Here is an 11,229-nt window from a genome sequence, read left to right as displayed (position 1 = left end):
ACGTCACGCCCGGCCGAGCGGCCGAGCGGCCGGGTGACCGAGCGGCCGGGTGGTCGGGTGGCGGGTGCTGCGCCTACCGCGACCGCAGGTACTCGAGCTGCGCGCGGACGGACAGCTCGGCCGCGGGCCAGAGCGCCCGGTCGACGTCGGCGTAGACGAGACGCACGACGTCCGACGGCGTGACCTCGCCGGCCGGCCGGCCCAGCTCGGACAGCGCCGCGCTGACCTGGTCGAGGCGGGCGGCCCGGTGATCCAGGTAGGCCTGCGCGGCCCGGCCGGCGGCCGGCAGCTCCGGACCGTGGCCCGGCAGCACCGTCATGTCACCGAGCTCGCGCAGCGACCGCAGGCTTTCGAGGTAGTCGCCGAGGCGGCCGTCGGGATGCGCGACCACCGTGCTGCCACGCCCGAGGATGGTGTCCCCGGTGAGCACCGCGGGGTGCTGGTCGTCCCCGGTCAGGACGAACGACAGCGAGTCGGCGGTGTGCCCGGGTGTTGCCAGCACCCGCAGCTCCACCCCTGCGGCGGCGACGACGTCCCCGGCGCCCAGGCCTTCCGAGCCGAGGCGGTGCGCCGGGTCGAGGGCCCGGACCCACGCGCCGGTCAGGGCGTGCAGCGCCGCCGCTCCCGCACTGTGGTCGTTATGGCCGTGCGTCAGCAGGATCGCGTGCACCGGACCGGCGGCGGCGACCCGCGCGAGGTGCTCGTCGTGGTCGGGGCCCGGGTCAACCACGACGCAGCCCGGCTCGCCGGGAGCGCGCAGGATCCAGGTGTTCGTGCCCTCCAGCGTCATCGGCCCCGGGTTCGGCGCGAGCTGGACGGATGCCAGCCGGGTGACCTCGCGGGGCGCGCTCATCGGTCGACGGCTTCGCGGTCGAGGTGGGGGAACAGCAGGCGCCAGAGTCCGTCGACGACGGAGATCCGCGGCATGACCGGGGCGAGGTCCCGGGCCGCCGCGGCCGCGAGAACGCCCGCGACGTCGTCGAACTCGGCGAGCTCGGCCAGGGTGAAGACAGTCGGCGGCAGCATCGCCAGGGCACCTTCGTAGAACTGGTCTAGTGCCTGGGCGGGGCGGATCCAGAGCGCTCCGTCCGCTTCGGAGGAGGCCACGCCGGGCTGCTGTCCGGGTGGCAGTGCCGCGACGAAGAACCGGGTGTCGTAGCGGCGCGGCTCGAGCTCCGGGGCGACCCAGCGGGTCCAGGCGCCCAGCAGATCCGCGCGCAGTGCCAGCGATCGGCGGGTGAGCAGGTCGGCGAGGGTGAGCCGGCGGTCCTCCATCGCCTGCCGATCGGCGGAGAACATCGCCACGGTCCCGGCCCCGGCCGGTGAGGCGGGGGCCGCCCCGTCGGGCGTCGTCCCGTCGGAGGCAGCCTCCGGTGGGGCGGCGAGCAGCACCCCGCACTCCTCGAAGGTCTCTCGGACCGCGGCGCAAACCACCGCCCGGGCACGGGCGGGATCCCGGTCGAGGCCCGGCATGACCACGTCGACCGGTGGTCCGGTCCAGGCGAGCATCTCGTCGCTGTCGGCGGGGTCGACGCGACCGCCGGGGAACGCGTACATCCCGCCGGCGAACGACATCGCGACGGTACGGCGGATCATGTAGGCCTCGACTCCGCCGCCGGCCGGCGCGTCACGCAGCAGGATGACCGTCGCGGCGTCCCGAGGGACCGCAGGTGCGGCGGCGAGCCGCGCCAACGAGGCGGCCTCCTCGGAGCTCACCCGGCGAGGGGCGCCGAACCGGGCGATCAGGGCCGACCGATGATCAACCATTCCCTGATGGTAGACACGCCGGGCGTGTTGATGTCGGGCTCAGCCTCTGACGCGGGCGACCAGCTCGATCTCGACCGGGGCCCACAGCGGGAGTGCCGCGACCCCGACGGCGGACCGGGCGTGCCGCCCGGCGTCGCCGAAGACCGCCCCCAGCAGCTCGCTGGCGCCGTTCACAACGGTCGGCTGGTCGGCGAAACCCGGCGCGCTCGCCACGAACCCGACCACCTTCACGATCCGGACCAGTGAGTCCAGGCCGCCCGCCGCGGCCGCCGCGGCGGCCAGTGCGTTCAGCGCGCACACCCGGGCCAGCTCGGCGGCCCGCTCGGTGCTGATCTCGTCACCCACCAGGCCGGTCGCCGCGAGCTTGCCGCCCACCAGGGGGAGCTGGCCGGCGGTCCAGACCAGATCACCGTCGCGGACGGCCGGGACGTACGCCCCGGCCGGGCTGGGTACGGCCGGCAGGAGCAGCCCGAGCTCGGCGAGCCGCTCGGACGGCTTCGCGACGTCAGCGGCGTCTGCCGTGTCTGGGGGAAGGGCCGAGGAACTCACCGCCGGGCCGCCTTACTGGGCCTTGGGGCGCTTGAAGTACGCGACCAGGCTCTCGGGGTTGGGCCCGGGCACGACCTGGACGAGCTCCCAGCCGTCCGCGCCGAAGTTGTCGAGGATCTGCTTGGTGGCGTGGATCAGGAGCGGGGCGGTCATGTACTCCCACTTGGTCTGCATGACCATGGACCCTAGAGCATCACCGGGCCGGCACCCGGGTGGGTGCACCGGATCAGCCGGGCATGCCGTCCGGGAGCATGCGCGGCCGGTGCGCCGGTCAGGATCTGTCGGCCCCGGGTACGGTCGAGCACGTGACCGGTGACGACAAGCCACGGGAGACAGCCGTTGCTCTCTGGGACCGCCGGCTGCACATAGTCACCGGCAAGGGCGGCACCGGTAAGACCACGATCGCCGGCGCGCTCGCGGTGGCACTGGCCACCGGCGGCCGGCGGGTGCTGCTCGCCGAGGTCGAAGGCCGCCAGCAGATCGCGCAGCTGTTCGACACCCCGCCGCTGCCGTACCGGGAGCGGAAGGTGGCGAGCGCGCCCGGCGGCGGCGAGGTGTTCGCCCTCGCCATCGACGCGGACGAGGCACTTCTCGAATACCTGGAGATGTTCTACAACCTGCGCCGGGCCGGCCGGGCGCTCGGCCGGGTCGGCGCGGTGGACTTCGCCACGACGATCGCCCCCGGGGTCCGAGACGTGCTGCTCACGGGCAAGGTGAAGGAGGCCGTGAACCGGCCGGACGGAACCCGCCCCAGCGGGCTCGCCTACGACGCGGTCGTGCTCGACGCACCCCCGACCGGCCGGATCGCGCGGTTCCTGAACGTGTCCGCCGAGGTCGTCGGGCTCGCCAAGATGGGTCCGATCCGGTCCCAGGCGGAGGCCGTGATGAAGGTGTTGGCACCGGAGCGGGCGGCGGTCCACCTGGTCACGCTGCTGGAGGAGATGCCCGTCCAGGAGACGGTCGACGGGATCCACGAACTGCGTGAGGTGGGTCTCCCGGTCGGGGCTGTCGTGGTGAACATGGTGCGTACCCCGCTGCTCGCGCCCGCCGAGCTGGAGCTGGCCAGGCGCGGCCAGCTCGACTACGAGGCGCTCGCGACCGGGGTCAAGGAGGCCGGCATCGATCCGACCGAGGAACTGCTCGCGAACCTGGCCTGGGAGGCCGCCCAGCATGCCGAGCGGGTCGCGCTGGAGTCGGCCCAGCGGGCCCAGATCGCGCAGCTGCGCCGGCCGGTGTGCGAGGTGCCGCTGGTCGCGGACGGCGTGGATGTCGGCACGGTCCACCGCATCGCCGAGATCCTGCGGGCGCACCGGATGAGCCCGTGAGCCCCACGCACGACGATCCCGCAGGCGCGGCCAAGCCAGCCGGTGGTGCGAAGCCCACTGGAGCGGCGAAGCCGTCTGGTGCGGCGGAGCCGTCTGGTACCGCGAAGCCGGCCGGTAGGGCGAAGCCCGCTGCTGGCACTGCGAAGCCCGCTGGTGCGGCGAGGTCGGCTGGTACCGCGAGGTCGGCTGGTGCGGCGAAGTCGGCTGGTGCGGCGAAGTCGGCTGGTACCGCGAAGCCCGCTGGCGTGGCGAAGTCGGCGGCCGCGCGGCGGTCGCGGTATGCGGCTTCGGGCCGGCCGCGCCCGCGGCCGCATCCCGCGGGTGTGCCACGCCTGGATGTCGACGAGATGCTCGACTCCGAGCGGATCATCGTGTGCTGCGGGTCCGGTGGCGTGGGCAAGACGACGACAGCCGCGGCACTCGCGCTGCGCGCCGCCGAGCGCGGCCGGCAGGTGGTGGTGCTGACCATCGACCCGGCACGGCGCCTGGCCCAGTCGCTCGGCCTCACGGCGCTGGACAACACCCCGCGCGAGGTCGCCGGAGTGGACGGTACGGCGGGCGGCCGGCTGGACGCGATGATGCTCGACATGAAGAGGACGTTCGACGAGATCGTCCTCGCCCACAGCACACCGGAGCGCGCCGAGGCGCTGTTGGCGAACCCCTTCTACCAGTCGCTGTCGTCCTCTTTCGCCGGCACCCAGGAATACATGGCGATGGAGAAGCTGGGCCAGCTCGACGCCAGCGGAACCTGGGATCTGATCGTCGTCGACACCCCGCCGACGCGTTCCGCGCTGGATTTTCTGGACGCACCGGGGCGCCTGGGCGATTTCCTCGACGGCCGGCTGCTGCGGGTGCTGCTGGCACCCGCGAAGGCGGGTGGCCGGGCGTACGCGAAGGTCATCGGTGCTGGCCTGGGCATGTTCACCAAGGTCATCACCAAGGTGATCGGCGCCCAGCTCCTCGCGGACGTGAGCCAGTTCGTGGCCGCGCTGGAGACGATGTTCGGGGGCTTCCGCGCCCGTGCGGACGAGACGTTCCGCCTGCTGGCCGCGCCCGGGACCTCGTTCGTGGTGGTGGCCGCGCCGGAGGCGGCGGCGCTGCGGGAGGCGTCCTACTTCGTGGATCGGCTCGACGCGGACGGGATGCCACTCGCCGGCTGCATCGTCAATCGGATGCACATCTGTGACACGGCCGGTCTGACGGTGGAACGGGGGCTGGCCGGCGCCGAGACGTTGACGGACCACGGCGAGCATCCGTTGGCGGCGGCGGTGCTGCGCATCCATGCCGATCGGGCTCGGCTCTCGGAGCGGGAGATCCGGTTGCGTGAACGCTTCACCAACGTGCATCCCGACACCGCGCTTGTCGAGGTCGAGGCACTCTCCGAGGACATCCACGATCTTGCCGGGCTGCGGGAGATAGGCCGTGCGCTGGCAGGTGACGGTCGCGACGCCGCGGGCACCTGAGCGGACTCACGGCATCCCTGATGCGTGGACCGTGAGATGGGAAAAGATCATTGGATCTGATTACGGCCCCGGGAATCGCGCCGGTGCGATGTGAACCCGGGTCCAAAAGGGCCCTCCGCCCATTCGGGCTACTCACGGAAGCATGAGGTCCGAGATCCTGGAGGGGACCAGCGCCACTGGTGGAGATTTCACCGCCCATCCGGGCTATACACGACTCGGATGGAAACAACTGTGAGTTACCGTCGTTGCTCAGTGTGGTGGTGTCCGTTCGACCCCGCTGTCGTCGGACACCCCCGGGTGGGGCCCTGAACTAGCCTGCGGACGCGGACCGGTGGTCCGCCTGGGCATCCGCGAGAAGCTTCCGCCAGGAGGTGACGTCCGGGCGGCGGCGCAGCAGAGCGCGGCGCTCCCGTTCGGTCATCCCGCCCCAGACGCCGAACTCGACCTGGTTGTCGAGGGCGTCCGCGAGGCACTCGGTGCGAACAACGCACCCGAAGCACCTGGTCTTCACCCGGTTCTGGGCTGCCCCCTGGACGAACAGCTCGTCCGGATCGAGGTCGCGACAGGCGGCGTGAGCCGTCCAGTCGCCGTCGGCGGTGGAGCCGACGAGCCGGGTCGTACTGGTACGGCGTGACAGGCTGACGGTCGGGGTCAGGCTTCTGGTCATGCCACCTGCCTTTCTTCTCGAGTCCGGGTCAGGGGGCCCGTGCGGGTGGTGACGTGGCGTTGAACCGAAACCGTACGGAGTGGCGTGGCCACGGCACAGACCCCACACGGGTGGTTGTCCAAATGACTAGTCCGGGCCATTGATCCCGATCGCCGCGGTAGTGCGGTCTGTGACAACTGTGTGTCACTTCTGTGACGTCGCCGTGACTCTGCTGTGGCGTCGTAGTCTTAGTTCGATGAGGTGGCGCTTGAGCCGGCTCAGTATTGGATCAACACAGTGCTGGAACAGCGCAGTACTGGATCAGCGCCTCGGTCGCGGCCGGCGCGAAAACCTGCCGAAGGCAGGCATCGTCAACGGCGGCGGCGGGACTCGAGCGGAGGATTCCGGCTCAGTGTTCATACCAGGCCGAGCAGCCCGTGAGGAGCAGTTGCCGGGTGTTTTGGCAACAGTCGAGCCCGCGCTGATGTCGGAGTGGGCTGCGCCGTCACGTCCCACTCGGGTCGATCGGGCGACCCGCGCCGTTCGCGGGGCCTGCGCGTGAAGCGCCCGGGTGCGGCGAGCACATTGCGTAGGCGCGTCACGGGCGGCCGGAGTCAGGGAATCGCCCCTATGCCCGGGCGTATCGGGCCACCTTCGGCGAGTCGGCGCCGGGTGACGCCGACCCGGCTTCTCGGGCTGGTTGCCGCCAGTGCCTGCGCGGGTGTTGTAGTCGGCATGTTGGCATTGCCTGTCGTCGGCCTGGCCGGGGTGACAGCCAAGAGCGGAGCCGACCATTTCCTCTCGCTGCCAGCGAATCTCACGGTGCCGCCGCTGGCCCAGCCGTCGCGGATCCTGGACGCCGCCGGAAACGAGATCGCGGTGCTCCGGGGAGAACAGGACCGTGAGCTGGTCAATCTCGACCAGGTGCCGCAGTTCATGCGCCAGTCGATCATCGACATCGAGGACGCGCGCTTCTACGAGCACTCGGGTGTCGACTACCGGGGAATGATCCGCGCCTATCTGAAGAACCAGGAGTCGGGTGAGGTCACCCAGGGCGGCTCGACCCTGACCCAGCAGTACGTCAAGAACGTCCTGCTGGCGTCCGCCACCACCGCGGAGGAAAAGAAGCAGGCCACCGAGCAGACGGTGGACCGGAAGCTCCGCGAGGCCCGCTACGCGCTCTACCTGGAAGACCACCTGACCAAGGACGAGATCCTCGAGAGGTATCTCAACATCGCGTACTTCGGCGATGGCGCGTACGGAGTCCAGGCGGCTGCACACCATTACTTCAACGTCGACGTCAGCAAGCTCACGCTCACCCAGTCGGCGATGCTCGCGGGGCTGGTCAAGAACCCCACGGCCTACAATCCGGTGCTGCATCCGCAGGCGGCGAAGGAGCGCCGGAACACGGTCCTCGCCCGAATGCACGAGCTCGGCCACATCGACACCGCGGTCTGGCAGTCGGCCCGCGGGGAGGATGTCGTGCTGAACCGGCCCGCCCGGTCGGTCGACGCCTGCCAGGACTCATCCGCGCCGTTCTTCTGCGCCTACGTGCGTGAGGTCCTGCTTGCCGACCGGAAGTTCGCCTCGACCCCCGAGGACGCCAGGCGCCTGCTGTTCGAGGGTGGCCTCACCATCCGGACCACCCTCGACCCGGTCGCGCAGGGCGCCGCTCAGACGTCGGCGGCGGAGGTGATCCCGGCCGGGAACAGGGTCGCCGCCAGCGTCGTCATGATGCAGCCCGGCACCGGGAACGTGCTCGCGTTCGCCGTGAACCGGGAGTACGGGGAGCCGAGCGACAACCTCTCGCCGGAGCGCACCGGCGACTTCGTGCACACCAAGGAGATCTATCCGGTCGACGAGGACCTCTTCTCGCCCGGTTCGACCTTCAAGGTGTTCACCCTGGCGGCGGCACTGGAGAACCACTTCCCGCTGTCGACGACCTTCCACTCACCGGTGTGCTACCCGTCGGAGAAGCTGCGTAACCCGGACTCCGGCTGCTACGGCAACGCCGACCCGAGTGAGGACGGCTACTACTCGCTCAGCACGGCGACCTGGAACTCGGTCAACACCTACTACATCCAGCTGGCGGAGCAGATCGGCGTGCTGAAAACCGCCGAGATGGCCCGCCGGCTGGGGGTCTCCTCCTGCCGCATACGGCCGGTGACCGAGAACGCCCCGGAATGCAAGAACGTGAACGGCATCAGCTCCGTGGACGGTTCGGCGATTCTCGGTTCCAACGAGATCAGCACACTTGACCTGGCCACCGCCTACGCGACGCTGGCCGCTCGCGGGAACCGGTGTGATCCTCATGTCGTGCTGTCGGTCTCGCAGCGGGTCGGCGGCGCGGACCGGCCGTTGGCGTTCGACACCGGAAAGCCATGCGAGCAGGTGCTCGACCCCGGTATCGCGGACACCGTGGCCTCGGTTCTGCAGGGCGTCATCAATCATGGAACGGCCTCGGGCAATGCGAAGCTCGGTCGCCCGGCTGCCGGCAAGACCGGTACCGCGGAAGGCTTCAGCACCGCGTCGTTCGCGGGCTTCATCCCGCAGCTCGCCGTCGCTGTCAACCTGGCCGACCCGCGCAGCCCCACAAACCATCCGCTGGTCGACGTGCTGGGTAGCCGGCACGTTTTCGGCGGTGGCTTTCCCGCCCAGATCTGGGCACGCACGATGAACCGGACGATCGACGGCCTGGGCCTGCCCGTCGTCGCGCTTCCGCCGCCGGACAACACCCAGCCGGCGGTGCCGAAGAAGCCTCTGCCGGACGTGCGCGGGCAGGCCCAGCAGGTCGCCGAGGCCGCGTTGCGCGCGCAGGGATTCCGGGTCCGGTCCCAGACCGTGCCGAACCTGGCCGCTCCCGGAATCGTCGTCGGTATGTCGCCGGCGCCCGGCGGAGAGGTCTCGATTGACACCGAGATCGTGCTTCAGGTGTCAGGTGGTCTCACCGGGGCGGCGCAGCTGCCGAACGGGATAAACCCGCGCCCCGGCGAGGTCAGGCCGCCGACGGTGATCCTTCCGGACATGCGCGACCGGCTGACCGGCTGACCTTCGACCAGCCGCGCGCCCGGTCACGGACCGGGCGCGCGGCTGGTGATTCAGTTGCCTGGTTTCTGCGCCTACTGACTAGTCGGCGCCTGGCCCGGGTGGGTCACGAAGCGCTCAGCCGGGCTCGGACGAGCTCGGAAACCCGCTTTCCGTCGGCTCGACCAGCCACTCGGGCCTGTGTGGCCTTCATCACCTGGCCCATGGCCTTCAGGTCGGTGACCCCGAGTTCCGCCAGCACGCTGTCGACGATGTCGCGCAGCTCCTCGTCACCCAGCTGGCTCGGCAGGTAGGCGGCGAGCACCTCACCCTCGGCCTGCTCACGGCTGGACTGCTCGGCTCGCCCCGCCGCGGCGAACGCCTCGGCGGCCTCCCGGCGCTTGCGAACCTCCCGGGCGAGGATCTTCTCGACCTCGGCGTCCCCGAGCTCGCGAGCGGTGTCCCCGGCCACCTCGGCGTCCTTCACCGCGGCGAGGGCAAGGCGCAGCGTCGAAAGCCGCAGTTCGTCCCGAGCGCGCATCGCGCCGGTGAGATCGTCGCGCAGCCGCTCCTTGAGTGTGCTCATGGTCATGAAGCCTATGGCCCGCCCGGGTCGGCAGCCACGCGGTTTTCGGGCGCGGGTCGTGGACGCCGCGCTCAACGGCTGACCCGAGCCCGGCTGGCTTGCGGGACGCGGTTGGATCGGCTGCCCGACCAGGGCCACGACACTCCTGCCGGCAAGGGGGCGCCGCGTTCGCATTCTGTCCATCCCAGACCAGCGGCCTCACCTGGCCGGTCGCGACGTCGACGGCACCGCGACGTCGACGGCACAGGAAAGGGCACCCCGGTCCTTCGCCACGACATCATTGGTCGTATGGCGGTTCAATGGGTGAGGCCGACTGCCTGCGTTTCACCCGTAACCTTGCGGATATCCGTGGAAAACAATGTCCCGGAACGTGGCATGCCCGTGATCAAACGGCGACTGAGAATCTCAGGGTGTCTGCACGCCATCGCCGGCGAACGCCAGTTCTGCGCGATCATTGTCACCTGCCCGCCGCCACCAAAAACGGCATCGGCCTGTTCGACGCTGCCCGTCGGGTTCCTGGCTGAAACGGACTGGCCTGAGACGGCCGCTGGTTAACGGAACCTCGCGTGTTGGTCTCCAGTATGTGCAACGCGTCGTTGGCGGTCAAGAGAAATTGACGTCAGTGTGGTCGACTACGATGGGTAGTCAACTGCTTTCGGTGGTGGAAGGGGGTGGGTTTGACATGAAAATCCCAGGTCAGGCGTATCGCGACGGCGCGGAGAGTGTCGAGAGGTCTCTCCTGACGCCTTCGTAGGAGGGATCTATCCGTCGTGGAACTTTTTCGGAACCCTTTTTGATCACGTGATGATTACTTTGCGCTATAGGTCCAGGTCGCAGGCTCCGGAGTGGTACCTGGCGACCGATCGATCGCGACTTTCTCGGGAGAAGGCGCGCGGGTGTTGATACCTACCGCTAGGCTGGTTCCCAGATCCTGCTTCTCCCGCACTTCCCGGTCGCCGCTGGCCGTCGCGAAGGTGCGTCCTGCCCGCAGCTCCGTGTCCGACGTGCTTTCTCTGGTAGTCCTTGCCCGGCTCCCGTCCCGGAGTGTGCATGCTCACCGAATACCGGCCCGATGCCGTCGAGGAACTCGTGGCGCGGCGACTCGACATCGACCCTTCCTCAAACGTTGCCAGGGAGAGTGTAAATGACGATCAGAGACTTGGCTGGCGGACCTGTTGGGCGGGCCGCAGCCGTTATTGCGGCCGCAGCTGTTCCTACCGCGTACACCGGCTGGGCAAATCCAGTGCCGGCCCACGCCGCCGAGGAGTCGGCGGCGGCTACTGCCAAGTGTAATCCGAACGCGTATCCTGTTACGATCGTAGACACGGAACCGATGATCTATCACCAGTTGTCGGTTTATAGCGAACCCCTCTACGTCGACCCGACCAACATCGTAGGTCAGGTTCAACTGTGGTACAGCGAACAGTGTCGAATGGTCCAGGCAAGCGGGGCACTTGTAAACCCGTTGCCGCAGGGTAAGACCGCGCGGGTGAGTACAGTTCAGACGTACTACACCCATGAGACCGCTAGATGTGATATCCCGGTCGGGGGCACCGACTGCATGACCATCTGGACCGATGATGCAGGCATCCTGCAATATGCCGAAGCGGACCTCAACCCGACCGATCCGAATGCGCACTATTACTGGCACGGCTCCACTGTCGCCTACTGACCGCTCGGCCAAAGGCATGTCAACGGTTGGCCGTTCCGCGGGTGGTGCGTGCCGAGCCGGGACTGTCGTGGTTGGGCGCGGGTGATTCCCCCACCTGGTGTGGATCGAGGGCGGCTCGCGGTCTGCTCGTCGAGAACCTGGACCAGTTGGGCGGGCAGGGTCCTGGCGAGTCGCGGCGAGTGCCCCAGGTCGTGGGT

10 protein-coding genes are annotated in these 11,229 nt (G+C 69.5%); 4 read left to right on the top strand and 6 right to left on the bottom strand.

The features are described 5' to 3' along the window. Positions 1–73: 73 nt before the first annotated feature. The 4 genes from FREUN1FDRAFT_RS11675 to FREUN1FDRAFT_RS45080 are packed head-to-tail and all read right to left on the bottom strand — an operon-like array spanning position 74 to position 2,490. Positions 74–853 carry an MBL fold metallo-hydrolase gene (locus FREUN1FDRAFT_RS11675; protein ID WP_006540240.1) on the bottom strand — a complete coding sequence of 260 codons (780 nt, stop codon included), beginning with the start codon at positions 851–853 and terminating at the stop codon, positions 74–76. Beyond that, positions 850–1,767: a hypothetical protein gene (locus tag FREUN1FDRAFT_RS11670; protein WP_006540239.1), complete on the bottom strand. Its 918-nt coding sequence runs from the start codon at positions 1,765–1,767 to the stop codon at positions 850–852. The genes FREUN1FDRAFT_RS11675 and FREUN1FDRAFT_RS11670 overlap by 4 nt, the downstream gene beginning before the upstream one ends. A 39-nt stretch (positions 1,768–1,806) precedes the next feature. After that, positions 1,807–2,316 (bottom strand): RidA family protein, encoded by a 510-nt coding sequence (locus tag FREUN1FDRAFT_RS11665; protein ID WP_006540238.1) that lies wholly within the window; start codon positions 2,314–2,316, stop codon positions 1,807–1,809. 12 nt (positions 2,317–2,328) lie between these two features. Then, positions 2,329–2,490, bottom strand: coding sequence for a DUF4177 domain-containing protein (locus FREUN1FDRAFT_RS45080; protein ID WP_006540237.1), 162 nt, complete (start codon positions 2,488–2,490; stop codon positions 2,329–2,331). A 62-nt stretch (positions 2,491–2,552) separates the two neighbouring features. Here FREUN1FDRAFT_RS45080 and FREUN1FDRAFT_RS11660 point away from each other — a divergent pair, with 62 nt between their 5' ends. Next, complete coding sequence (locus tag FREUN1FDRAFT_RS11660; protein WP_006540236.1) at positions 2,553–3,641, top strand: ArsA-related P-loop ATPase; 1,089 nt, start codon at positions 2,553–2,555, stop codon at positions 3,639–3,641. 245 nt (positions 3,642–3,886) lie between these two features. Further along, the gene (locus tag FREUN1FDRAFT_RS11655; protein WP_232295150.1) at positions 3,887–5,104 is read left to right on the top strand and encodes an ArsA-related P-loop ATPase; all 1,218 of its coding nucleotides are present in this window, start codon (positions 3,887–3,889) and stop codon (positions 5,102–5,104) included. Positions 5,105–5,414: 310 nt separating this feature from the next. Here the strand turns inward: FREUN1FDRAFT_RS11655 and FREUN1FDRAFT_RS11650 are convergent, their stop codons facing one another. Continuing rightward, a complete protein-coding gene (locus FREUN1FDRAFT_RS11650; RefSeq protein WP_006540234.1) occupies positions 5,415–5,771 on the bottom strand; it encodes a WhiB family transcriptional regulator in 357 nt (118 codons plus the stop codon). Between the two features lie 714 nt (positions 5,772–6,485). Here FREUN1FDRAFT_RS11650 and FREUN1FDRAFT_RS11645 point away from each other — a divergent pair. Next, complete coding sequence (locus tag FREUN1FDRAFT_RS11645; RefSeq protein WP_006540233.1) at positions 6,486–8,798, top strand: penicillin-binding protein; 2,313 nt, start codon at positions 6,486–6,488, stop codon at positions 8,796–8,798. 103 nt (positions 8,799–8,901) lie between these two features. Here FREUN1FDRAFT_RS11645 and FREUN1FDRAFT_RS11640 read toward each other — a convergent pair whose 3' ends face one another. Further along, on the bottom strand, positions 8,902–9,360 hold the full coding sequence (locus tag FREUN1FDRAFT_RS11640) for a GatB/YqeY domain-containing protein (protein ID WP_035951336.1): 459 nt from the start codon (positions 9,358–9,360) through the stop codon (positions 8,902–8,904). 1,144 nt (positions 9,361–10,504) lie between these two features. Between FREUN1FDRAFT_RS11640 and FREUN1FDRAFT_RS43710 the strand changes: the two genes are divergently transcribed. Beyond that, on the top strand, positions 10,505–11,032 hold the full coding sequence (locus FREUN1FDRAFT_RS43710; RefSeq protein WP_006540231.1) for a hypothetical protein: 528 nt from the start codon (positions 10,505–10,507) through the stop codon (positions 11,030–11,032). Positions 11,033–11,229 lie beyond the last annotated feature (197 nt).

This window comes from Parafrankia sp. EUN1f (genome assembly GCF_000177675.1).
Lineage (GTDB): Bacteria > Actinomycetota > Actinomycetes > Frankiales > Frankiaceae > Parafrankia.
The sequence above is the reverse complement of the archived record's forward strand: the minus strand, read 5'-3'. Positions and strand labels throughout refer to the sequence as shown.

Excerpts from the sequence above, each read along its gene's own strand:
- FREUN1FDRAFT_RS11640 (WP_035951336.1), bottom strand. The coding sequence starts at position 9,360 with ATGAGCACACTCAAGGAGCGGCTGCGCGACGATCTCACCGGCGCGATG.
- FREUN1FDRAFT_RS11675 (WP_006540240.1), bottom strand. The coding sequence starts at position 853 with ATGAGCGCGCCCCGCGAGGTCACCCGGCTGGCATCCGTCCAGCTCGCG.
- FREUN1FDRAFT_RS11650 (WP_006540234.1), bottom strand. The coding sequence starts at position 5,771 with ATGACCAGAAGCCTGACCCCGACCGTCAGCCTGTCACGCCGTACCAGT.
- FREUN1FDRAFT_RS43710 (WP_006540231.1), top strand. The coding sequence starts at position 10,505 with ATGACGATCAGAGACTTGGCTGGCGGACCTGTTGGGCGGGCCGCAGCC.
- FREUN1FDRAFT_RS11660 (WP_006540236.1), top strand. The coding sequence starts at position 2,553 with ATGCCGTCCGGGAGCATGCGCGGCCGGTGCGCCGGTCAGGATCTGTCG.
- FREUN1FDRAFT_RS11645 (WP_006540233.1), top strand. The coding sequence starts at position 6,486 with ATGTTGGCATTGCCTGTCGTCGGCCTGGCCGGGGTGACAGCCAAGAGC.
- FREUN1FDRAFT_RS45080 (WP_006540237.1), bottom strand. The coding sequence starts at position 2,490 with ATGCAGACCAAGTGGGAGTACATGACCGCCCCGCTCCTGATCCACGCC.
- FREUN1FDRAFT_RS11670 (WP_006540239.1), bottom strand. The coding sequence starts at position 1,767 with ATGGTTGATCATCGGTCGGCCCTGATCGCCCGGTTCGGCGCCCCTCGC.